Annotated in this window: 19 protein-coding genes; 14 read left to right on the forward strand and 5 right to left on the reverse strand. The window is 70.6% G+C overall.

Translation table 11 applies throughout. The annotated features are described in order from the left end of the window. Positions 1–48: 48 nt before the first annotated feature. Positions 49–480 carry a Rieske (2Fe-2S) protein gene (locus tag J7I97_RS00270; protein ID WP_214930266.1) on the forward strand — a complete coding sequence of 144 codons (432 nt, stop codon included), beginning with the start codon at positions 49–51 and terminating at the stop codon, positions 478–480. 66 nt (positions 481–546) lie between these two features. Here the strand turns inward: J7I97_RS00270 and J7I97_RS00275 are convergent, their stop codons facing one another. After that, on the reverse strand, positions 547–1,485 hold the full coding sequence (locus J7I97_RS00275; RefSeq protein WP_214930267.1) for a hypothetical protein: 939 nt from the start codon (positions 1,483–1,485) through the stop codon (positions 547–549). Positions 1,486–1,737: 252 nt separating this feature from the next. Here J7I97_RS00275 and J7I97_RS00280 point away from each other — a divergent pair, with 252 nt between their 5' ends. The 13 genes from J7I97_RS00280 (at position 1,738) to pgi (ending at position 17,528) form a co-directional block, all read left to right on the forward strand. Then, positions 1,738–2,331 carry a papain-like cysteine protease family protein gene (locus J7I97_RS00280; RefSeq protein ID WP_214930268.1) on the forward strand — a complete coding sequence of 198 codons (594 nt, stop codon included), beginning with the start codon at positions 1,738–1,740 and terminating at the stop codon, positions 2,329–2,331. Continuing rightward, positions 2,328–3,113 carry a hypothetical protein gene (locus J7I97_RS00285; protein WP_374103612.1) on the forward strand — a complete coding sequence of 262 codons (786 nt, stop codon included), beginning with the start codon at positions 2,328–2,330 and terminating at the stop codon, positions 3,111–3,113. Before J7I97_RS00280 ends, J7I97_RS00285 begins: the two co-directional genes overlap by 4 nt. Positions 3,114–3,315: 202 nt before the next feature. Further along, a complete protein-coding gene (gene uvrC / locus J7I97_RS00290) occupies positions 3,316–5,349 on the forward strand; it encodes an excinuclease ABC subunit UvrC (RefSeq protein ID WP_214930269.1) in 2,034 nt (677 codons plus the stop codon). Beyond that, on the forward strand, positions 5,346–6,293 hold the full coding sequence (rapZ, locus tag J7I97_RS00295) for an RNase adapter RapZ (RefSeq protein ID WP_214930270.1): 948 nt from the start codon (positions 5,346–5,348) through the stop codon (positions 6,291–6,293). Before uvrC ends, rapZ begins: the two co-directional genes overlap by 4 nt. Continuing rightward, complete coding sequence (gene yvcK / locus J7I97_RS00300; RefSeq protein WP_214930271.1) at positions 6,290–7,345, forward strand: uridine diphosphate-N-acetylglucosamine-binding protein YvcK; 1,056 nt, start codon at positions 6,290–6,292, stop codon at positions 7,343–7,345. The genes rapZ and yvcK overlap by 4 nt, the downstream gene beginning before the upstream one ends. Continuing rightward, complete coding sequence (gene whiA / locus J7I97_RS00305) at positions 7,336–8,331, forward strand: DNA-binding protein WhiA (protein ID WP_037792880.1); 996 nt, start codon at positions 7,336–7,338, stop codon at positions 8,329–8,331. The genes yvcK and whiA overlap by 10 nt, the downstream gene beginning before the upstream one ends. Positions 8,332–8,528: 197 nt before the next feature. After that, positions 8,529–11,483, forward strand: coding sequence for a M14 family metallopeptidase (locus tag J7I97_RS00310; protein ID WP_214930272.1), 2,955 nt, complete (start codon positions 8,529–8,531; stop codon positions 11,481–11,483). Between the two features lie 209 nt (positions 11,484–11,692). Then, entirely contained in the window at positions 11,693–12,697 is a 1,005-nt protein-coding gene (gene gap / locus J7I97_RS00315; protein WP_214930273.1) for a type I glyceraldehyde-3-phosphate dehydrogenase, read from the forward strand. Between the two features lie 136 nt (positions 12,698–12,833). Beyond that, positions 12,834–14,045, forward strand: a complete 1,212-nt coding sequence (pgk, locus tag J7I97_RS00320; RefSeq protein WP_214930274.1) for a phosphoglycerate kinase — start codon at positions 12,834–12,836, stop codon at positions 14,043–14,045. A gap of 6 nt (positions 14,046–14,051) precedes the next feature. Further along, positions 14,052–14,828: a triose-phosphate isomerase gene (gene tpiA / locus J7I97_RS00325; protein WP_214930275.1), complete on the forward strand. Its 777-nt coding sequence runs from the start codon at positions 14,052–14,054 to the stop codon at positions 14,826–14,828. A 125-nt stretch (positions 14,829–14,953) separates the two neighbouring features. Continuing rightward, complete coding sequence (gene secG, locus J7I97_RS00330) at positions 14,954–15,184, forward strand: preprotein translocase subunit SecG (RefSeq protein WP_214930302.1); 231 nt, start codon at positions 14,954–14,956, stop codon at positions 15,182–15,184. Positions 15,185–15,390: 206 nt separating this feature from the next. Then, on the forward strand, positions 15,391–15,726 hold the full coding sequence (locus J7I97_RS00335) for an RNA polymerase-binding protein RbpA (protein ID WP_007263454.1): 336 nt from the start codon (positions 15,391–15,393) through the stop codon (positions 15,724–15,726). Between the two features lie 149 nt (positions 15,727–15,875). Continuing rightward, positions 15,876–17,528, forward strand: coding sequence for a glucose-6-phosphate isomerase (gene pgi / locus J7I97_RS00340; protein WP_214930303.1), 1,653 nt, complete (start codon positions 15,876–15,878; stop codon positions 17,526–17,528). 78 nt (positions 17,529–17,606) lie between these two features. Here the strand turns inward: pgi and pgl are convergent, their stop codons facing one another. The 4 genes from pgl to tal all read right to left on the reverse strand — a co-directional run bounded on the left by pgl (position 17,607) and on the right by tal (position 22,173). After that, a complete protein-coding gene (gene pgl, locus J7I97_RS00345; RefSeq protein WP_214930276.1) occupies positions 17,607–18,389 on the reverse strand; it encodes a 6-phosphogluconolactonase in 783 nt (260 codons plus the stop codon). A 114-nt stretch (positions 18,390–18,503) separates the two neighbouring features. Continuing rightward, positions 18,504–19,526 (reverse strand): glucose-6-phosphate dehydrogenase assembly protein OpcA, encoded by a 1,023-nt coding sequence (opcA, locus tag J7I97_RS00350; protein ID WP_214930277.1) that lies wholly within the window; start codon positions 19,524–19,526, stop codon positions 18,504–18,506. Beyond that, positions 19,523–21,049: a glucose-6-phosphate dehydrogenase gene (zwf, locus tag J7I97_RS00355; RefSeq protein ID WP_214930278.1), complete on the reverse strand. Its 1,527-nt coding sequence runs from the start codon at positions 21,047–21,049 to the stop codon at positions 19,523–19,525. Before zwf ends, opcA begins: the two co-directional genes overlap by 4 nt. A gap of 5 nt (positions 21,050–21,054) precedes the next feature. Next, a complete protein-coding gene (tal, locus tag J7I97_RS00360) occupies positions 21,055–22,173 on the reverse strand; it encodes a transaldolase (RefSeq protein WP_214930279.1) in 1,119 nt (372 codons plus the stop codon). Positions 22,174–22,178 lie beyond the last annotated feature (5 nt).

A 22,178-nucleotide genomic window follows, 5' to 3' on the forward strand; every position in this document is an offset into this window, starting at 1 on the left:
TCGGGTGGGCCGCCCGCCCCGCTCCCGCCCATGATCCAGGAGAACCGCATGTCCGCGTCGCAGTCCGCCGCCCGCCGTACCGTGCTCAAGGGCGCCGCCGCGCTCGCCGGGGCCGCCGGAACCGGTCTGACCCTCGCGGCCTGCTCCCCCGAGCCCGCCAGGGGCGCGGCCGCCCCGGCGGTGCCGGACGCGCCGGTTGAGCTGGGTGCCGTGGCCGATGTCCCGGTCGGCGGCGCGAAGCTGTTCCGGGAGCAGCGGGTGGTCGTCAGCTGCCCGGCGGAGGGCCAGTACAAGGCGTTCAGCGCCAAGTGCACGCACGCCGGCTGCGTCCTGGACAAGATCGACAAGGGTGAGGGCAACTGCCCCTGCCACGGCAGCCGCTTCGACGTCACCACCGGCAAGGTGCTGCGCGGCCCGGCCACCGCCCCGCTGGCCGCCGTCCAGGTCAAGGCCGAGGGCGGAAAGCTCATCGCGGGTTAGCCCGAAGGCGCCGGTCCTAGGGGGTGTCCGGCGGATCAGGCCCGGCCATGATCGGCCGGACACCCCCTAGTTCCAGTCCCACCCGATCCCCAGGATCCCGCGCCGCACCCCCGGCTCCACCAGGTGCACGGCCCGGTGGCGCCCGCTCGGGGTGAGGTCGGCCAGCCCGCTGCGCGGGGCGCCCGGCCGGCTCCGGCTGAACCGCCGGCAGCGCACCGGCAGGGCCGCCTCGTCGAAGCGGACCTGGAGCATGTACTGCCCGCCGGTGTAACTGAAGCCCCGGACGTACTCGGTGCTGCGGCCGCCCGTGCCGTCCTCGAAGCCGTAGCCGAAGACGTACGTGTCCCCCGCGCGCAGCCTGGCGTCGAACAGCAGCTCGGCGACCACCACCCCGGCCTCCCGGTGCCACCGGACGCGCCCGGTCCGGCAGTTCTCGTCCGCCCGCACCCGGATCCGGGCCGGGTCGCACCCGGGATCGCCGTGGTGGACGGCGAGGTAGCGGTCGACCCCGTCGCGGTGCGCCCGTACGACGTGCTGCGAAGCGCGGTCCAGCAGCTCGCCGGCCGCCCCGATGCGCACCCGCTCGTGGTGGCCGACGGTGTGCAGGCCGCCGTCGCAGGGCAGTTCCATGTCGGCCAGCAGCTCCTCCACGGCCGCGCCCACGCTGATCAGCGCCCGGTACGAGCGGGCCGGCGGGCGGAGCGGTTCGGGCCCGCCGCCGCCCTCCGGTGCCAGCAGTCGCAACAGTGTGCCCTCGGGCAGCTCCAGGATCTGCTCCAGGGCGCGTACGGCCTTCAGGGACTCGGGGCGGCGCGGCCGCCGGGCGCCCTGCTGCCAGTAGCTGAGGCTGGTCACCCCGAGCTTGATGCCGCGGGCCGCGAGCCGGTGCTGCACGCGGTGCAGGGGCAGGCCGCGGGCGTCGAGCGCGGCGCGCAGCGCGACGTGGAAGGGCCCGGCACGCAGCAGTTGCAGCAGCTCTCGGGTGCTGTCCCGGCTCGACCGCATGGCGACTCCTCATGTGAACGTTCACGCGCCATGGGACGGGAGGTCCCACCGGTGGCGCCCGGGACCCAGGTGACAGGACGGCTGCCGTTCACATCGCGGCCCCACCGTTCACACTGCAATGTCACCGCGTATTGAAGCGTGTTGACCTGATCGCGACAACACCCTGATGCTCCCCTCAGCGTCCGGACGCGCTCCTCCATCCCCATGCTCCCCCTGGCCTCGCCGGGGGGACCCCCACACGGGAGGAACGCGATGCGCACCATCCGAAACCGGCGGCTTTCCCTCGCCGCCGTCGTCACCGCCGTGCTCTTAGCCCTGCCCACCGGCACCGCCACCGCCGCCGATGCCGGCACCGATTCCGCCCTGTCGTACAAGCGCCTGGACATCACCATGCAGGCGCAGCAGAAGACCAACTGGTGCTGGGCCGCGAGCGGCAACACCATCGCCACTTGGTTCGGTCGCAACTACACCCAGAACCAGTTCTGCAACGCCGCCTTCAACCGCCAGCAGGGCTACGACTGCCCCAACAACCAGGCCACGCTCGGCAACGTCCAGACCGCCCTGGACTGGGCCGGCATCAACTCCGGCTCCTACGTCACCGGCTGGCTCCGCTATTCGACCGTCCAGAGCGAGATCAACGCCGACCGCCCGGTCGAGACCCGGATCCAGTGGTCCAACGGCGGCGGCCACATGCACGTCCTCTACGGCTACGACACCGCCAACAGCTGGGTCTACTGGGGCGACCCCTGGCCCTCCAGCGACCGCTACAACTGGGCCTCGCACGCCTGGTACGTGGACAACAGCACCTTCTCCTGGACCCACTCCCTCTACCGGATCGGGGCGTGACCGCCATGACCATGCGTGCCGCCACCGCCGCCGGTTTCCTCGCCGCGACCGCCCTGCTGGCCGCCCTGGCCCCGCAGGCCTCCGCGGCGCCCGTGCCGCAGCCCCAGTCGGCCACCGCCGAGACCAAGGCGGAGGCCGCGCGGGCCGCCGCCGCGCCCGGGACCATGGCCACCCTCTCCCGGTTCTTCGCCCGCGAGGGGAAGGTCTCGGCGGCCGCCGCCAGGCCGCGCGTCGAGGGCGAGGCGATACCCGTCCACTACCTCTCGCCGGACTTCGTGGCGGGCCGGGCCGGGGCGTCCGTGGCCCGCCTGGAGTTCCTCGCCAGCAAGGCGGTCTCCTCGGACGGGCAGCAGGCCGCGCTGTGGACCGCCAGGACGGAGGCGGGGTGGGAGGTGGTGAACATCGCCACCGGCGACGACGAGTTCCGCTACGCGCAGCTGGGCGCGGCCAAGCTGCCGGGAGGCACGGTGTTCCGGGAGCCACAGATCGACGCGTGGTACGTGGCCCAGGGGGCGCGGGTGCTGCCGCTGGACGAGGACGCGGTGCGGGCGGTGGGCGAGCGGGGCACCTCGCTGACCGCCTACCGGGCCAGGGTCGCCACGGCGTACGGGGACAAGCTGCCGGGTTCCGCCTATGCGGAGGCCGGTAAGGCGGGGGGCTACGAGGCCGGTGCCGCCGCCGACGGGCCGACGGCCCTCGGGGCCGGTGCGGTGGCGGGCACGCTCGCCGTAGGAGCCGTCGGAGTGCTGGCGGTGCGGCGGCGCAGGGTGGTGCGGGTGTAGCCACCCGGGCCCGGCCGTCCGCCAGGCGGCCGGGCCCCGCGGGCGGCGATGCCCCTCCCGCCCTTCCACCTCCCCCGGACTCCGTCCGGGGGACCCCCACCCGGGCCCCGCCCCCGACCCCCGCCTCAAGCGCCGGCGGGGCTGAAAGGCCGGGCAGCCCGGTGCGGGCGGGTTGTCGGTGGCCGCAAGTAGGGTGGATGGCATGGCCGACCCTTCCAGCTACCGCCCCAAGCCGGGACAGATTCCTGACTCCCCGGGCGTCTACAAGTTCCGCGACGAACACCGTCGGGTGATCTACGTCGGGAAGGCCAAGAGCCTGCGCCAACGCCTGGCCAACTACTTCCAGGACGTCGCGAGCCTGCACCCCCGTACCGCCACGATGGTGACCACGGCCGCCTCCGTCGAGTGGACCGTCGTCTCCACCGAGGTCGAGGCGCTCCAGCTGGAGTACTCCTGGATCAAGGAGTTCGACCCCCGGTACAACGTCAAGTACCGGGACGACAAGAGTTATCCCTCCCTCGCCGTCACCCTCAATGAGGAGTACCCCCGGGTCCAGGTCATGCGGGGGCCCAAGAAGAAGGGCGTGCGCTACTTCGGGCCGTACGGGCACGCCTGGGCCATCCGCGAGACCGTGGACCTCATGCTCCGGGTCTTCCCCGTCCGCACCTGCTCCGCCGGGGTGTTCAAGCGCTCCGCCCAGATCGGCCGCCCCTGCCTGCTCGGCTACATCGGCAAGTGCTCCGCCCCCTGCGTCGGCCGGGTCACCCCCGAGGAGCACCGCGAACTGGCCGAGGACTTCTGCGACTTCATGGCCGGCCGCACCGGCACCTACCTCTCCCGCCTGGAGAAGGAGATGCACGAGGCCGCCGAGGAGATGGAGTACGAGAAGGCCGCCCGGCTGCGCGACGACATAGGGGCGCTGCGCCGCGCCATGGAGAAGAACGCGGTCGTGCTCGCCGACGCCACCGACGCCGACCTGATCGCGGTCGCCGAGGACGAGCTCGAAGCCGCCGTGCAGATCTTCCACGTACGCGGCGGCCGGGTCCGCGGCCAGCGCGGCTGGGTCACCGACAAGGTCGAGGCCGTCGACACGGCCGGCCTCGTCGAGCACGCCCTCCAGCAGCTGTACGGGGAGGAGAAGGGCGAGGCGGTCCCCAAGGAGGTGCTCGTCCCGGCGCTCCCCGACGACGCCGCCGCGCTGGCGCTGTGGCTCGCCGAACGGCGCGGCGCCCAGGTGAGCCTGCGCATTCCGCAGCGCGGGGACAAGAAGGCCCTGATGGAGACCGTCCACCGCAACGCCCAGCAGTCCCTGGCCCTGCACAAGACCAAGCGCGCCAGCGACCTCACCACCCGCTCCCGGGCCCTTGAGGAGATCGCCGAGGCGCTGGACCTGGACAGTGCCCCGCTGCGCATCGAGTGCTTCGACATCTCGCACCTCCAGGGTGAGGACGTCGTCGCGTCCATGGTCGTTTTCGAGGACGGGCTGGCGCGCAAGAGTGAGTACCGGCGCTTCCAGATCAAATCCTTCGAGGGGCAGGACGACGTCCGCTCCATGCACGAGGTCGTCTCCCGGCGCTTCCGCCGCTACCTCCAGGAGAAGCTGAAGACGGGGGAGTGGTCCCCCGAGGACGGCGAGGGCCCCGAAGAGGATGACGGGCGCCCGAAGCGCTTCGCGTACCCGCCGCAGCTCGTCGTGGTCGACGGCGGCCGGCCTCAGGTGGCCGCCGCCAAGCGGGCCCTGGAAGAGCTCGGCGTCGACGATGTGGCCGTATGCGGCCTGGCCAAGCGGCTGGAGGAGGTCTGGCTGCCCGGGGACGACGACCCGGTCGTGCTGCCCCGTAGCAGCGAGGGCCTCTACCTGCTCCAGCGCGTCCGTGACGAAGCCCACCGCTTCGCCATCCAGTACCAGCGCAACAAGCGCGGCAAGCGGCTCAGGACCGGCCCGCTGGACGAGGTGCCCGGGCTCGGCGAGAGCCGCAGGCAGGCCCTGATCAAGCACTTCGGTTCGGTGAAGAAGCTGAGACAGGCGACAATCGACCAGATCTGCGAGGTCCCCGGCATAGGCCGCAAGACGGCCGAGACCGTGGCCGCGGTCCTCGCCCAGTCGGTCCCCGCCGTTCCTGCCGTCAACACGGCGACAGGAGAGATCATTGAGGATGAGACCCCCGCCCCGCGGGTGGGGGTTCCTCCCAGCGGTAGCTGGGGGACATCGTCCGAACGGGGGACCGAGCAATGACCGAGCACGAGACCGCGCACGACCGAGACGGAGCACAGGTGAGTACGCCCACGACAGTGGAGCCCGGCGAGGCCGCCGAGGCGGCCATCCCCGAGCTGGTGATCATCTCCGGCATGTCAGGAGCCGGCCGCAGCACGGCGGCCAAGTGCCTGGAGGACCTCGGCTGGTTCGTCGTCGACAACCTGCCCCCAGCCCTGATCCCCACCATGGTGGAGCTGGGCGCCCGCTCGCAGGGCAATGTGGCGCGCATCGCCGTCGTCGTCGACGTCCGCGGCCGCCAGTTCTTCGACGCGCTGCGCGAGTCCCTCGCCGACCTGGAAGCCCGCGGCGTCACCCGCCGCATCGTCTTCCTGGAGTCTTCCGACGACGCGCTGGTCCGCCGCTTCGAGTCGGTCCGCCGCCCGCACCCGCTCCAGGGCGACGGCCGCATCGTCGACGGCATCGCCGCCGAGCGGGACCTGCTGCGCGAGCTGCGCGGCGACGCCGACCTGGTGATCGACACCTCCAGCCTGAACGTGCACGAGCTGCGCGCCAAGATGGACGCCCAGTTCGCGGGCGACGAGGAGCCCGAGCTGCGGGCCACCGTGATGTCCTTCGGATACAAGTACGGCCTTCCCGTCGACGCCGACCTCGTCGTCGACTGCCGCTTCATCCCCAACCCGCACTGGGTCCCGGAGCTGCGCCCCTTCACCGGGCTCAACCCCGAGGTGTCGGGCTACGTCTTCAGCCAGCCCGGCGCCAAGGAGTTCCTCGACCGCTACACCGAGCTGCTTCAGCTCATCGCCACCGGCTACCGCCGCGAAGGCAAGCGCTACGTGACCATCGCGGTCGGCTGCACCGGCGGTAAGCACCGCAGTGTGGCCATGTCCGAGAAGCTCGCCGCCCGCCTCGCCTCCGAGGGAGTAGAGACCGTCGTCGTCCACCGGGACATGGGGCGCGAGTGACCGGACGCACCCTGCGGCTGCGCCGTCTTCGCCGGCTCGCCCCCGGGCGGGGCGAGGACGGCGGCAGCCGCGCCGGCCGGCGCCGCGGCGCCACCCCCAAGGTGGTGGCGCTCGGCGGTGGACAGGGCCTCTCGGCCTCCCTCACCGCCCTGCGCCGCATCACCGGTGACCTCACCGCCGTGGTCACCGTCGCCGACGACGGCGGCTCCAGCGGCCGGCTCCGCGAGGAGCTCGGCGTGCTGCCGCCCGGCGACCTGCGCAAGGCGCTGGCCGCGCTGTGCGGGGACGACGACTGGGGCCAGACCTGGGCCCGTGTCATCCAGCACCGCTTCCAGTCCGCCGGCGACCTGCACGAACACGCGGTCGGCAATCTGCTGATCGTCGCCCTGTGGGAACAGCTCGGCGACCCCGTCCAGGCCCTCGACCTGGTCGGCAAGCTGCTCGGCGCGCAGGGCCGGGTACTGCCGATGTCGGCGGTGCCACTGGAGCTCCAGGCCATGGTCAAGGGGCACGATCCGGCGCGCCCGGAGGACGTGGACACCGTCCGGGGGCAGGCCACGGTGGCCCTCACCCCCGGCGAGGTGCTCTCCGTACAGGTGGTGCCCAGCGACCCGCCGGCCGTGCCCGAGGCCGTCGCCGCGGTCCTGGACGCCGACTGGGTGGTGCTCGGCCCCGGCTCCTGGTTCTCGTCCGTGATCCCGCACCTGCTGGTGCCGGAACTGCTCGACGCGCTCATCGAGACGAAGGCCCGACGGGTCCTCTCGCTGAACCTCGCGCCGCAGCCCGGCGAAACAGAGGGGTTCTCTCCGCAGCGTCATTTGGAGGTTTTGGCCCGACACGCCCCTAAACTCGCCCTGGACGTGGTGTTGGCCGACGAGGCCGCCGTGCCCGACCGCGAGTCCCTGGCCGATGCCGCAAAACGGTTCGGTGCCGCGGTCGAGCTGGCGCCGGTCGCCAGACAGGACGGCTCTCCGAAGCACGATCCGGAGCTGCTGGCCGCCGCGTACGACCGTATTTTTCGGATGCATGGAAGGATCGGCCCATGGCGATGACGCCCGCGGTGAAGGATGAGATCTCCCGCCTCCCCGTCACCCGGACCTGCTGCAGGAAGGCGGAGGTCTCGGCGATCCTTCGGTTCGCGGGCGGCCTCCACCTGGTGAGCGGCCGCATCGTCATCGAGGCGGAGCTGGACACCGGGATCGCTGCCCGGCGCCTGCGCAAGGACATCCTGGAGATCTTCGGCCACTCCTCGGACCTGGTGGTGATGGCGCCCGGCGGACTGCGCCGCGGCAGCCGGTACGTCGTCCGGGTCGTGGCCGGCGGTGACCAGCTGGCCCGCCAGACCGGCCTCGTGGACGGCCGCGGCCGCCCCATCCGGGGTCTTCCCCCGCAGGTGGTCTCCGGGGCCACCTGCGACGCCGAGGCGGCCTGGCGCGGCGCCTTCCTGGCCCACGGCTCGCTGACCGAGCCGGGCCGGTCCTCCTCGCTGGAGGTCACCTGCCCCGGTCCGGAGGCCGCCCTGGCCCTGGTGGGCGCCGCCCGTCGGCTCTCCATCGCCGCCAAGGCGCGCGAGGTGCGCGGAGTCGACCGGGTCGTGGTCCGCGACGGCGACGCGATCGGCGCCCTGCTGACCCGCCTCGGCGCCCACGAATCGGTGCTTGCGTGGGAGGAGCGGCGGATGCGGCGCGAGGTGCGCGCCACCGCCAACCGCCTGGCCAACTTCGACGACGCCAACCTGCGCCGCTCGGCGCGGGCCGCGGTGGCCGCCGGAGCCCGTGTGCAGCGTGCGCTGGAGATCCTCGGCGAGGAGGTCCCCGAGCACCTCGCCGCGGCCGGCCGGCTGCGCATGGAGCACAAGCAGGCCTCCCTGGAGGAGCTCGGCGCGCTCGCGGACCCGCCGCTGACCAAGGACGCGGTCGCCGGCCGGATCCGCCGCCTGCTGGCCATGGCCGACAAGCGGGCCCAGGACCTCGGCATCCCGGGCACCGAGTCGAACCTCGACCTCAGCGAGGAACTGGCCGACAACATGGCCGGCTAGCAGTCGGTTGGCAGCTGGCCAGCAGTCGGTTGGCAGTCGGCCGGCAGCAGGCCGGCAGCCGGCCGGCAGTACCGCCGAGAAGGGCCCGCATGATCACTCGTGCAGGCCCTTCTCGGCACGCCCCATTGACATGAGCATGGGCTGATCGTGAGCCTGTCGTCCAACGCTTTCGTGGCAGACGACGCCCAGGGGGGCACATGAGGCACCGCGCGAGATCGATCCTCGCCGCAAGCGCACTCGTCTTCGGAACCACACTCACCGTGCTACCCGCCGCGGCCCAGCCGGGCGCCGGTACCGCCTCCGGCGCCGACGAGGTACGGGTCTACGACGCCGACATCACCCGCGAACAGGTTCCGCTCGTCCTCGCCGCCGGCCAGGACTCACACGAACTCTCCGAGCGCGCCCCGGCGACCGGGACCGCCAAGGTCGAGCTCTTCCTCACCGGCGACCAGGCCAAGGAGCTCGCCGCCCAGGGCGTCAAGCTCGCCGAGCGCAAGGCCGCCGCCAGAGCGACGGCCCGCTCCCAGGCCGCCGGCGACGGGGTCTTCCGCCCGTACAGCGGCAAGGGCGGCCTCCAGGAGGAGATCCTCAGGACCGCCCAGGCCAACCCGGGCCTCACCAAGGTCGTCTCCATCGGAAAGACCGTCCAGGGCAAGGACATCCTCGCCCTCAAGGTCACCAAGAACGCCAGGCAGACCGAAGACGGCGACAAGCCGTCCGTGCTCTACATGTCCAACCAGCACGCCCGCGAGTGGATCACCCCCGAGATGACCCGGCGGCTGATGCACCACACCCTGGACAACTACGGCAAGGACGCGCGGATCACCAAGCTGGTGGACACCACCGAGCTGTGGTTCCTGCTCTCCGCCAACCCCGACGGGTACGACTACACGCACGCCCCGGACGGCCAGAGGCTGTGGCGCAAGAACATGCGCGACAACAACGGGGACGGCAAGATCACCGCCGTCGACGGCGTCGACCCCAACCGCAACTTCGCCTACAAGTGGGGCTACGACAACGAGGGTTCCTCCCCGAACCCGTCGAGCGAGACCTACCGCGGCCCCAGCGCCGCCTCCGAGCCCGAGACCGTCGCCCTCGACCGGTTCGAGAAGCGCATCGGCTTCGCGTACGCCATCAACTACCACTCGGCCGCCGAGCTGCTGCTCTACGGCGTGGGCTGGCAGGTCGGCACCCCCACCCCCGACGACGTCGCCTACAAGGCGCTCGCCGGCACCCCCGAGCACTCGGCGGTCCCCGGTTACTACCCGCAGGTCTCCTCCGAGCTGTACACCACCAACGGCGAGGCCGACGGGAACGCGGGCAACGTCAACGGCGTCATGATGTTCACGCCGGAGATGACCACCTGCCAGACCGCCTCGGACAGCGATCCGAACGACCGCTGGAAGGCCGGGGACTGCCCCTCCGGCTTCAACTTCCCGGACGACGAGAAGCTCATCCAGGCGGAGTTCACCAAGAACATCCCCTTCGCCCTCTCGGTCGCCGAGAGCGCCGAGCACCCGGACCGGCCGGTGTCCTCCGTGGGCCTGAGCGCCGCGGACTTCACCGTGGACCCCTTCACCACCTCCTACGTGGAGCGCGGCGAGGACCAGAGGGTCGCCGTCACGGCCCGCAAGGCGCTGAAGGACAAGGAGCTCAACTTCCGCATCAACGGCGGCCGCACGCACGACGAGGACCTCAGGGCCTGGAAGGGCGGTGAGGTCTACGGCGGCGACGACAACAACTGGTTCGACGAGTACCGCGCCAAGGTCGACGGCGCCAAGCCCGGCGACAAGGTCGAGGTCTGGTTCACCGGCCGCGACCGCTCGGGCAAACAGGTCTCCAGCGAGCACTTCACGTACACGGTGGCCGAGCGGCCGCGCGCGGACGTGCTGGTGATCGCCGAGGAGGGCGCCAAGGCCCAGCACGCCCGGACCTACGTCGACGCCCTGCGCGCCAACGGGAAGTCCGCGGCGGTCTGGGACGTCGCCACCCAGGGAGTCCCCCACCACCTCGGGGTGCTCTCCCACTTCCGCACGGCCGTCCACTACACCGGCGCCAAGACCCCCGGCGGCGACACCCAGCTGGCGGTGCGCGACTTCCTCAACGAGGGCGGCAAGCTGATCGAGGCCGGTGAACTGGCGGGCGGCAACGCCCAGGTCGGCCGCGCCGTGACCAACGACTTCAGCCAGTACTACCTCGGCGCCTACGGCCGTGCGAGCGTCAGCGGGGCCACCGCCTTCACCGGCGCGGGCACCCTGGCCGGGGCCAAGGGCGGTCTCGGCGACGCGGCGGACAACCCGCTGAACGCCCCCGGGTCCTACACCGTGACCTCCGAGACCCTCGCCCCCACGCAGTTCCCGCAGTTCAAGAGCGCGCAGGCGGGCCAGTACGCCGGGGTCGTGAACCCGTACGCCCCCTACGCCGGCACCGGGATGGCCTCGGCCGCGCACGAGGACGACGACTGGAAGCGCCTCACGCGCACCATCGACCTCACCGGGGTCAGCGCCGCCGACAAGCCGCAGCTCAAGACGGCCCTCAACTGGAACGTCGAGGAGGGCTACGACCACGCGGTCCTGGAGTCCCACACCGTCGGCGCCGACGACTGGACCACGCTGCCCGAGGCGGGCGGCCTGAGCAGCGCCACCGTGCCGGAGGAGTGCGGGGCCGGGTTCTTCGTGAACGGCCACCCGTTCCTGCGCCACTACCTCACGGTGGCGAGCGGCGGCTGCACCGCGCAGGGCACCAGCGGCTCCTGGAACAGCTTCACCGGCTCCTCCGGCGGCTGGAAGCAGGTCTCCTTCGACCTGAGCGCGTACGCCGGCAAGTCCGTGGAGGTCTCGCTCTCGTACGTCACCGACCCGGGCTCGGGCGGCCGCGGTGTCTTCGCGGACGAGGCGCGACTGTCCGTGGGCGGCACCGAGCAGGCCGCGGAGGGCTTCGAGACGTCGCTGGGTGCCTGGACCGCCCAGGGTTCACCTGCCGGAAGTCCGGAAGTCCCAGGCGATTGGGCGCGGACCGGGGAGCTGTTCAAGTCCTATGCGTCCGTCACTACGCGTAACACCGTGCTCCTCGGCTTCGGCCTGGAGCACGTGCCGGCCGCGGCGGACCGCGCCGTACTCGTCAGTAAGGCGCTGCGTTCGCTAAACCGCTGATCAGCGGCTCTGCCGTCGCTCACTTTGAGTGACGGGGAACAAGGACCCCGAGGTCCCGTACCGGAGCGTCCGGTATGGGGCTTCGGGGTGTGTCAGGCCCCGGCCGATGTCACTCCGAAGCTCACGGAGAGGTAGGGTCGTAAGCGGTCGGGGACATCCCATACAGCTCGCCGGCGCACTTACCGGCGCACCAACGAGGAGATCGGTTCGTGACGATCCGCGTAGGCATCAACGGTTTTGGCCGAATTGGCCGCAACTACTTTCGGGCGCTCCTGGAGCAGGGAGCGGACATCGAGATCGTCGGTGTCAACGACCTGACTGACAACGCCACCCTGGTGCACCTTCTCAAGTACGACACCATCCTGGGCCGCCTCAAGACCGAGGTCAGCCACACCGACGACACCATCACCGTCGGCGGCAACACCTTCAAGACCTTTGCCGAGCGCGACCCCGCGAACCTCCCCTGGGGCGAGCTGGGCGCCGACATCGTCATCGAGTCGACCGGCATCTTCACGAAGAAGGCCGACGCCGCCAAGCACATCGCGGCGGGCGCGAAGAAGGTCCTCATCTCGGCTCCGGCCAAGGACGAGGACATCACCATCGTGATGGGCGTCAACCAGGACAAGTACGACGCGGCCAACCACCACGTCATCTCCAACGCCTCCTGCACCACCAACTGCGTGGCGCCGATGGCCAAGGTTCTCGACGAGAACTTCGGCATCGTCAAGGGCATGATGACGACGGTCCACGCGTACACGAACGACCAGCGCATCCTCGACTTCCCGCACTCGGACCTGCGCCGCGCCCGCGCCGCCGCCGAGAACATCATCCCGACCTCCACCGGTGCCGCCAAGGCCACCGCTCTGGTCCTCCCGCAGCTCAAGGGCAAGCTGGACGGCATCGCCATGCGCGTCCCGGTCCCGACCGGCTCGGTCACCGACCTGGTCCTGGAGCTCGACCGCGAGGTCTCCAAGGACGAGATCAACGCCGCCTTCCAGAAGGCCGCGGAGGGGCAGCTCAAGGGCATCCTCGACTACACCGAGGACGCGATCGTCTCTTCCGACATCGTGAACTGGCCCGCCTCCTGCACCTTCGACTCCTCCCTGACCATGGCTCAGGGCAACCAGGTCAAGGTCGTCGGCTGGTACGACAACGAGTGGGGCTACTCCAACCGCCTCGTCGACCTCACGGTCTTCGTCGGCGGCCAGCTCTAAGCACCACTGCAGGAACCACGATGTGAGCACAGGGTCCGGTCAGCGCGATGGAGCGCTGTACGGGCCCTGTTGCTTGCCTCGTCCCCTCTCGCCCCGCAGGACCGAAGCCCTGCACGGGGAAAAGGAGTAGAAACACATGAAGACGATCGACGAACTTCTCACCGAGGGCGTGTCCGGCAAGCGGGTCTTCGTCCGCGCCGACCTGAACGTGCCGCTCGCGAACGGCGAGATCACCGACGACGGCCGCATCCGCGCCGTCCAGCCGACCATCGCCAAGCTCGCCGAGGCCGGCGCCCGCGTGGTCGTCGCCTCGCACCTCGGCCGCCCCAAGGGCGCCCCGGACCCGGCCTTCTCGCTCGCCCCGGCCGCCGGGCGGCTCGGAGAACTGCTCGGCGTCGACGTCGCGTTCGCCACCGACACCGTCGGCTCCTCCGCCAAGGAGACCGTCGCCGCCCTCGCCGACGGCCAGGTCGCCGTCATCGAGAACCTGCGCTTCAACGCCGGTGAGACCTCGAAGGAGGACGCCGAGCGCGGCGCCTTCGCGGACCAGCTCGCCGAGCTGGCCGACATCTACGTCGGCGACGGCTTCGGCGCCGTCCACCGCAAGCACGCCTCGGTCTTCGACCTGCCCGCGCGCCTCCCGAACGCGGCCGGCTACCTCATCGCCACCGAGGTCGGCGTCCTGAAGAAGCTGACCGCCGAGGTCAAGCGCCCCTACGTGGTCATCCTCGGCGGCGCCAAGGTCTCCGACAAGCTCGCCGTCATCGACCAGCTGCTCGGCAAGGCCGACCGCCTCCTCATCGGCGGCGGCATGGCGTACACCTTCCTGTACGCCAAGGGCTACGAGGTCGGCATCTCCCTGCTCCAGAAGGACCAGGTGGACGTCGTCAACGAGTACATGGCGCGCGCCGAGGCCAACGGCGTCGAGCTGGTCCTCCCGGTCGACATCCTGGCCTCCGCGGACTTCCCCGACCTCAAGGGCAAGACCCCGGCCGAGTACATCACCGTCGACGCGGACAAGATCCCCGCCGACAAGGAGGGTCTGGACATCGGTCCGAAGACCCGTGAGCTGTACGCCTCGAAGATCGCCGACGCGGAGACCGTGTTCTGGAACGGTCCCGTGGGCGTCTTCGAGCACCCCGATTACTCCGGAGGCACCCGCGCGATCGCGCAGGCCCTCGTCGACAGCGACGCGTTCACCGTGGTCGGCGGCGGCGACTCCGCCGCGGCCGTGCGCACGCTCGGCTTCGACGAGAACGCCTTCGGCCACATCTCGACCGGTGGCGGCGCCTCCCTCGAATACCTCGAGGGCAAGACGCTCCCCGGCCTCGCCGCACTGGAGGTCTGACCCTTAATGAGCACCCGTACTCCGCTGATGGCGGGCAACTGGAAGATGAACCTCAACCACCTTGAGGCCATCGCCCACACCCAGAAGCTCGCCTTCGCCCTGGCCGACAAGGACTACGACGCCGTCGAGGTGGCCGTGCTGGTGCCCTTCGTCGACCTGCGCTCGGTCCAGACCCTGGTGGAACACGACAAGCTGAAGATCAAGTACGGCGCCCAGGACATCTCGGCGCACGACGCCGGCGCGTACACCGGTGAGATCTCCGGCCCGATGCTGTCGAAGCTGCGCTGCGCGTACGTGGCCGTCGGCCACAGCGAGCGCCGCCAGTACCACGGTGAGAGCGACGAGATCTGCAACGCCAAGGTCAAGGCCGCCTTCCGGAACGGGATCACCCCGATCCTCTGCGTCGGCGAGGGCCTGGACGTCCGCAAGGCCGGCCAGCAGGTCCAGCACACGCTGAACCAGGTCGACGGCGGCCTCGAGGGCATCCCGGCCGAGCAGGCCGAGTCCGTCGTGATCGCCTACGAGCCCGTCTGGGCGATCGGGACCGGCGAGGTCGCCACCCCCGAGGACGCGCAGGAGGTCTGCGGTGCCATCCGCGGCCGCCTCGCCGAGCTGTACTCCCAGGAGCTGGCCGACAAGGTCCGCATCCAGTACGGCGGCTCGGTCAAGTCCGGCAACATCGCGGCGATCATGGCCCAGCCCGACGTCGACGGCGCCCTGGTCGGCGGCGCGGCGCTGGACGTGGACGAGTTCGTCAAGATCGTCCGGTTCCGCGACCAGTGACAGTGGCTGTGAGTATGCGGTAGGACGGATCCGTCGTACCCTTGCGGGGGCCAGGAGGCTGAACCACCAGCCACTGGCCCCCGCGCACACCCGGAAAAGCCAGAAAGTAGGAATCAGCCGTGATTATGGGGTTCTCGATCGCCCTGATCGTCTTCAGCGCCCTGCTGATGCTGCTCGTGCTGATGCACAAGGGCAAGGGCGGCGGCCTTTCCGACATGTTCGGCGGCGGCATGCAGTCGTCCGTCGGCGGCTCCTCGGTCGCGGAGCGCAACCTGGACCGCATCACCGTCGTGATCGGCCTGCTGTGGTTCGCGTGCATCATGGCGCTCGGCCTCCTCATGAAGTCGAGCCACTGACGGTTCTGGCCATTCCGGCCGTCCGGTCGGCTCCCCCCGGCCTATCATGAGTCCGGCGCCCCTGTCGCGGAGTCAACTCTGCTCCCCGCTCCTGCGGGGATGATCCCTCCGGTCACTGGACGTGCGTTGGGTCTTACGTAGACTGGGGCGCCCTCAGCGGAATTTCACGCATGCTCCGCGGCACCATCACGCAGGGAGTTACGACCGTGGCAAGTGGCAACGCGATCCGTGGAAGCAGGGTCGGAGCGGGGCCGATGGGTGAGGCCGAGCGCGGCGAGTCCGCGCCCCGCCTGCGCATCTCCTTCTGGTGCTCTAACGGGCACGAGACGCAGCCGAGCTTCGCCAGCGACGCTCAGGTGCCCGACACCTGGGACTGCCCGCGCTGCGGGTTCCCGGCCGGCCAGGACCGGGACAACCCGCCCGCGCCGCCGCGCACCGAGCCGTACAAGACGCACCTGGCGTACGTACGGGAGCGGCGCACCGACGCCGACGGCGAGGCGATCCTCGCGGAGGCGCTCGCCAAACTCCGCGGCGAGATCTGAACATCCGAATGAGCGTGTGAACAAGGCCCGGCCCGCAGGAATCCTCTCCTGCGGGCCGGGCCTCTTTGTGTGCGTTGTCCCGCATCCGATCCCTTAGGTTGGTCATCGGCGGGGCACGACAGGATGGAAGAAGTGGGTTGATGTCCGAGATGAACGCAGGCGGCCGTACGAGGCTCAACCGGACGCCCGAGTGGCTCGCACTCGGCAAGCACCGGGACGAGTTGGGGCAGACGCATCTGCGGGAACTGTTCGAGACGAATCCGGGCCGGGGCACCGGCTACACCCTGCGGGTCGGCGACCTGCACATCGACTACTCGAAGCACCTGGTCACCGACGAGACGCTGACACTTCTGCGTGAACTGGCCGCGGCGACGGGCGTCGCCGAACTGCGCGAGGCCATGTTCCGCGGAGAGAAGATCAACACGACCGAGGGCCGGGCGGTCCTGCACACCGCCCTGCGCGCGCCGAAGGACGCGGTCGTCGAGGTGGACGGCGAGAACGTCGTCCCCGGCGTGCACGCCGTCCTGGACAAGATGGCGGCCTTCTCCGAGCAGGTCAGGTCGGGCAAGTGGACCGGCTTCACCGGCAAGCGCATCAAGAACGTCGTCAACATCGGCATCGGAGGCTCCGATCTGGGCCCGGCGATGGCGTACGAGGCGCTGCGCGCCTTCACCGACCGGGGTCTGACGCTGCGTTTCGTGTCCAACGTGGACGGCGCGGACCTGCACGAGGCGGTGCGGGACATGGACCCGGCCGAGACGCTGTTCATCATCGCGTCGAAGACCTTCACGACGATCGAGACCATCACCAACGCCACCTCGGCGCGCGACTGGCTGCTGGCCGGCCTCGGCGGAGACCGGGCGGCCGTGGCACGGCACTTCGTGGCGCTGTCGACCAACGCGGAGAAGGTGACCGCTTTCGGCATCGATCCGGCCAACATGTTCGGGTTCTGGGACTGGGTCGGCGGACGCTACTCCATGGACTCGGCCATCGGGCTCTCGCTGATGATCGCGATCGGCCCCGACGCCTTCCGGGAACTGCTGGGCGGCTTCGAGCTGATGGACCGGCACTTCCGGACGGCGCCGCCGCAGGAGAACGCGCCGCTGCTCATGGGCCTGTTGGGCATCTGGTACGGGGGGTTCTTCGACGCGCAGTCGCACGCCGTGCTGCCTTACAGCCACTACCTCTCGAGGTTCACGGCCTACTTGCAGCAGCTGGACATGGAGTCCAACGGCAAGTCCGTGGACCGGGAGGGCAAGCCGGTTGACTGGCAGACCGGTCCGGTGGTGTGGGGTACGCCGGGCACCAACGGGCAGCACGCGTACTACCAGTTGATCCACCAGGGGACGCGGATGATCCCCGCGGACTTCATCGGCTTCGCGCGGCCGGTGGCCGAGCTGGCGCCGGAGCTGGAGGCCCAGCACGACCTGCTCATGGCGAACTTCTTCGCGCAGACGCAGGCCCTGGCCTTCGGCAAGACGCCGGACGAGGTGCGGGCGGAGGGCGCGGACGAGTCCCTGGTCCCGCACAAGACCTTCCGCGGGAACCACCCGACGACCACGATCCTGGCCCCGGAACTGACCCCTTCGGTGCTGGGCCAGCTGATCGCGCTGTACGAGCACAAGGTGTTCGTGCAGGGCGCGGTGTGGAACATCGACTCGTTCGACCAGTGGGGTGTGGAGCTGGGGAAGGTCCTCGCCAAGCGGGTCGAGCCGGCGCTGACGGAGGGCGCGGACGTCCAGGGCCTGGACGCGTCGACGCGCGCGCTGGTGGCCACGTACCGGGAGCTCCGGGGGCGGTGACCTGACGGGCCCGGTGACCTGACGGGGTCCGGGGGCGTGCTGCCCCCGGACCCGCGTACCTCGGCCCCGGGAACCCGCTCAGGAAGCGGGCTGGGGGTACAGGGCCGTCGGGAGCTTGGCCGCCGCGGCGCGGTCCAGCAGCCACAGCGTGCGCGAGCGGCCGTACGCGGCCGCCGCCGGGGCCTGGACACTGCCCGCGCCGCCGAGGGCGATGGCCACCGCGGCGGCCTTGTCCTCGCCCGCCGCCAGGAGCCAGACCTCGCGGGCCGCCCGGATCGCCGGGAACGTCAGCGAGACCCGGGTGGGCGGCGGCTTCGGCGCACCGTGCACCCCGACCACCGTGCGCTCCGACTCGCGGGACGCCGGGTGCTCCGGGAAGAGGGACGCCACGTGGGTGTCCGGGCCGACGCCCAGCATCAGCACGTCGAATTGGGGGACCGGCCCGTGGTCCTCGGGGCCGGAGGCCTTGCGGAGCTCCTCCGCGTAGGCCGCCGCGGCCGCGTCCACGTCGTTCCCGTACGGGCCGTCCGAGGCCGGCATCACGTGGACCCGCGCCGGGTCCACCGGGACGGAGTCCAGGAGGGCCTCGCGGGCCTGGGTGTGGTTGCGCTCGGGGTCGTCGGCGGGGATGTACCGCTCGTCACCCCACCAGAGGTCGAGGCGCGCCCAGTCGATCGCGTCCCGCGCGGGGGCGGCGGCGAGGGCGGCGAGCAGCCCGTTGCCGTTGCGGCCGCCGGTGAGGACCACGGAGGCGCTGCCGCGGGCGGCCTGCGCGTCCACGATCTTTGTGATGAGCCGGGCCGCGGCGGCCTGCGCCATCAGTTCCTTGTCGCGGTGGACGACGACCTGAGGAGTCGTCATTCCCATGGCTTCGCCGCCTTCTCGGTAGTAATCCTGTGGGTGTGGATGCGAAAACGCCGGACGGGCCGGATGGTGCCGCGCAGCGGCACCGTCCAGCCTCGCCGGCGTTGAGGGTTACTTGGCAGCGGCCTTCTTGGCCGGCTTGGGGGTGGCCTTCGCCGGGGCGTCGGCTGCGGGGGCCGGGCCCGGATCGACCGCCGGGGCCGGCTGCGCCGACTCCAGCTTCGCCACGCCGAACTTCAGCGAGGACTCGTACGTGTTGTCCGGGTCCAGCCGGCGCAGCTCCTCCGCCAGCAGTTCGGCCGTGTCGCGGCGCTTGAGCGCCACCGCACGGTCGGGCTGACCCGGCATGCACAGCGTGGCCAGCGACCCGTCCGCGCGGTCCAGGACGATCTCGCCGTCCTTGGTCGTCAGCCGGACCGCCGTCAGACCGGGACCCGCCGACACGGTGCGCCGGACGGGAACCCGAAGGCGGTCCGCCAGCCACATGGCCAGCAGCTCGCAGCTCGGGTTGTCGTCCTCGCCCTCGACGATCGCCGAGACGACCTGCAGGGCCTGCTGGTCCAGCGCCGCCGCCAGCATGGAGCGCCACGGGGTGATCCGGGTCCAGGACAGGTCCGTGTCCCCGGGCGCGTACGCCGCGGCGCGCGAGCCGAGCTTGCCGGTCGGGTCCTCGCAGGAGTACGTGTCCGTGATCCGGCGCTGCCCCAGCGAACCCAGCGGATCGCCCGCCAGGTCCGTCGGAGCACCCTCCGGCCACCACACGACGACCGGCGCGTCCGGCAGCAGGAGGGGGAGAACCACCGACTGGGCGTGGTTGACCAGTTCGCCGTGCAGACGGAGCACGATCGTCTCGCCGGTGCCCGAGTCCGTCCCGACGCGGACTTCCGCGTCGAGGCGGGCCTCACGGCGGCTGCGCGGCGAGCGGCTGACCCGCTTGACGACGACGATGATCCGCGAGGGGTGCTCGTGGGAGGCGTCGTTCGCCGACTTGAGCGCGTCGTACGCGTTCTCCTCGTCGGTCACGATCACCAGCGTGAGGACCATGCCGATGGCAGGTGTGCCGATGTCCCGGCGCGCCTGCACCAACGCGGCGTTGATCTTGCTGGAGGTGGTCTCCGTGAGATCGATCTTCATGGCCGGCGCCAGCTCCGTCCGTCTCGTGCGAGCATCTCGTCCGCCTCGACCGGCCCCCAGGTGCCCGCCTGGTACTGCGCGGGCTTGCCGTGCTTGTCCCAGTACTCCTCGATCGGGTCGAGGATGTTCCAGGACAGTTCGACTTCCTGGTGACGCGGGAAGAGGTTCGCGTCGCCGAGGAGCACGTCGAGGATCAGCCGCTCGTACGCCTCGGGGCTGGACTCGGTGAAGGACTCGCCGTAGGCGAAGTCCATCGTGACGTCCCGGACCTCCATGGAGGTGCCCGGCACCTTGGAGCCGAAGCGGACCGTCACGCCCTCGTCCGGCTGGACCCGGATGACCAGGGCGTTCTGCCCCAGCTCCTCGGTCGCGCCCGATTCGAACGGGAGGTACGGGGCCCGCTTGAAGACCACCGCGATCTCGGTCACCCGGCGGCCCAGGCGCTTGCCGGTCCGCAGGTAGAACGGGACGCCCGCCCAGCGGCGGTTGTTGATCTCCAGGCGGATGGCCGCGTAGGTGTCGGTCTTCGACTTGGGGTCGATACCGTCCTCTTCGAGGTACCCGACGACCTTCTCGCCGCCCTGCCACGCCGCCGAGTACTGGCCGCGCACGGTGTGCTTGCCCAGGTCCTCGGGCAGCTCCACGGCGGTCAGCACCTTGAGCTTCTCGGCCACCAGCGCCTTGGGGTGGAAGGTGCCGGGCTCCTCCATCGCCGTCAGCGCGAGCAGCTGGAGGAGGTGGTTCTGGATGACGTCGCGGGCCGCGCCGATGCCGTCGTAGTAGCCGGCCCGGCCGCCGATGCCGATGTCCTCGGCCATGGTGATCTGCACGTGGTCGACGTACGAGCGGTTCCAGATCGGCTCGAACATCGTGTTGGCGAAGCGGAGCGCCAGGATGTTCTGGACGGTCTCCTTGCCGAGGTAGTGGTCGATCCGGAAGACCTCATCACGGGGAAAGACCTCGTGGACGACCTTGTTGAGCTCCTCGGCGCTCTTCAGGTTGTGGCCGAAGGGCTTCTCGATGACGGCGCGCCGCCAGGAGCCCTCCTTCTGTGCCAGGCCGTGGTCCTTGAGCTGCTGGACCACCTTGGGGAAGAACTTCGGCGGGACCGACAGGTAGAAGGCGAAGTTGCCGCCCGTGCCCTGGGCCTTGTCGAGTTCCTCGATCGTCGCCTTCAGGGTCTCGAAGGCCGCGTCGTCGTCGAAGTCGCCCTGCACGAACCGGCAGCCCTGCACCAGCTGCTGCCAGACCTCCTCACGGAACGGCGTGCGCGAGTGCTCCTTGACGGCCTCGTACACCTCCTGGGCGAAGTCCTCGTGCTCCCACTCGCGGCGGGCGAACCCGATGAGCGAGAAGCCCGGCGGGAGAAGACCGCGGTTGGCCAGGTCGTAGACGGCAGGCATCAGCTTCTTGCGCGACAGGTCACCCGTAACGCCGAAAATGACCAGGCCGGACGGCCCCGCGATGCGCGGGAGCCGCCGGTCCTGTGCGTCACGAAGCGGGTTCGCTCCGTTTACAGACAAGGTGTTCAGGCCTCCGTGGGGGCGAGGCGCGAAAGCTCCGCCTCGGTCGACTTCAGAAGGTCGTTCCAGGACGCCGCGAACTTCTCGACGCCTTCGTCCTCAAGCAGCTGAACGACATCGTCGTATGAGATGCCGAGCTTCGCGACCGCGTCGAGCTCGTCACGCGACTGCTCGTAGGTGCCGCGAATGGTGTCGCCTGCGACCTCGCCGTGGTCGGCGGTGGCCTCCAGGGTGGCCTCCGGCATCGTGTTGACCGTGCCGGGGGCGACCAGGTCCACCACGTACAGGGTGTCCTTGTACGCCGGGTCCTTGACGCCGGTCGAGGCCCACAGCGGACGCTGCTTGTTGGCCTGCGCCTTGTCCAGGGCGGCCCAGCGCTCGCTGCCGAACACCTCTTCGTAGGCCTCGTAGGCCAGACGGGCGTTGGCGAGGGCCGCCTTGCCCTTCAGGGCCTTGGCCTCGTCGGTGCCGATGCCGTCCAGGCGCTTGTCGATCTCCGAGTCCACGCGGGACACGAAGAAGGAGGCGACCGAGTGGATCTTGGAGAGGTCCAGGCCCGCGGCCTTCGCCTTCTCCAGACCTGCCAGGTACGCGTCCATGACCGCGCGGTAGCGCTCCAGCGAGAAGATCAGCGTGACGTTGACGCTGATGCCCTTGCCGATGACCTCGGTGATCGCCGGCAGGCCGGCCTTGGTCGCCGGGATCTTGATGAGCGTGTTCGGGCGGTCCACCAGCCATGCGAGCTGCTTGGCCTCGGCGATGGTCGCCGTGGTGTTGTGCGCCAGGCGCGGGTCGACCTCGATCGACACGCGGCCGTCCTGGCCCTCGGTGGCGTCGTAGACCGGCCGCAGGATGTCGGCGGCGTCGCGGACGTCCGCCGTCGTGATCATGCGGATGGCCTCGTCGACGGTGACCTTGCGGGCGGCGAGGTCGGCGAGCTGCTGCTCGTAGCCGTCACCGCTGCTGATCGCCTTCTGGAAGATCGACGGGTTGGTGGTGACACCGACCACGTGCTGCTGGTCGATCAGCTCGGCGAGGTTGCCGGACGTGATGCGCTTGCGGGACAGGTCGTCCAGCCAGATCGCCACGCCCTCGTCGGAGAGGCGCTTGAGTGCGTCTGTCATGAGGA

This window comes from Streptomyces sp. ISL-87 (assembly GCF_018614095.1).
GTDB lineage: Bacteria > Actinomycetota > Actinomycetes > Streptomycetales > Streptomycetaceae > Streptomyces.

Bases quoted from the DNA above. Each gene is read 5' to 3' on its own strand.
- J7I97_RS00270 (WP_214930266.1), top strand. From the start codon at position 49: ATGTCCGCGTCGCAGTCCGCCGCCCGCCGTACCGTGCTCAAGGGCGCC.
- J7I97_RS00275 (WP_214930267.1), bottom strand. From the start codon at position 1,485: ATGCGGTCGAGCCGGGACAGCACCCGAGAGCTGCTGCAACTGCTGCGT.
- J7I97_RS00280 (WP_214930268.1), top strand. From the start codon at position 1,738: ATGCGCACCATCCGAAACCGGCGGCTTTCCCTCGCCGCCGTCGTCACC.
- uvrC (WP_214930269.1), top strand. From the start codon at position 3,316: ATGGCCGACCCTTCCAGCTACCGCCCCAAGCCGGGACAGATTCCTGAC.
- rapZ (WP_214930270.1), top strand. From the start codon at position 5,346: ATGACCGAGCACGAGACCGCGCACGACCGAGACGGAGCACAGGTGAGT.
- whiA (WP_037792880.1), top strand. From the start codon at position 7,336: ATGGCGATGACGCCCGCGGTGAAGGATGAGATCTCCCGCCTCCCCGTC.
- J7I97_RS00310 (WP_214930272.1), top strand. From the start codon at position 8,529: ATGAGGCACCGCGCGAGATCGATCCTCGCCGCAAGCGCACTCGTCTTC.
- pgk (WP_214930274.1), top strand. From the start codon at position 12,834: ATGAAGACGATCGACGAACTTCTCACCGAGGGCGTGTCCGGCAAGCGG.
- tpiA (WP_214930275.1), top strand. From the start codon at position 14,052: ATGAGCACCCGTACTCCGCTGATGGCGGGCAACTGGAAGATGAACCTC.
- secG (WP_214930302.1), top strand. From the start codon at position 14,954: ATGGGGTTCTCGATCGCCCTGATCGTCTTCAGCGCCCTGCTGATGCTG.
- pgi (WP_214930303.1), top strand. From the start codon at position 15,876: ATGAACGCAGGCGGCCGTACGAGGCTCAACCGGACGCCCGAGTGGCTC.
- pgl (WP_214930276.1), bottom strand. From the start codon at position 18,389: ATGACGACTCCTCAGGTCGTCGTCCACCGCGACAAGGAACTGATGGCG.
- opcA (WP_214930277.1), bottom strand. From the start codon at position 19,526: ATGAAGATCGATCTCACGGAGACCACCTCCAGCAAGATCAACGCCGCG.
- tal (WP_214930279.1), bottom strand. From the start codon at position 22,173: ATGACAGACGCACTCAAGCGCCTCTCCGACGAGGGCGTGGCGATCTGG.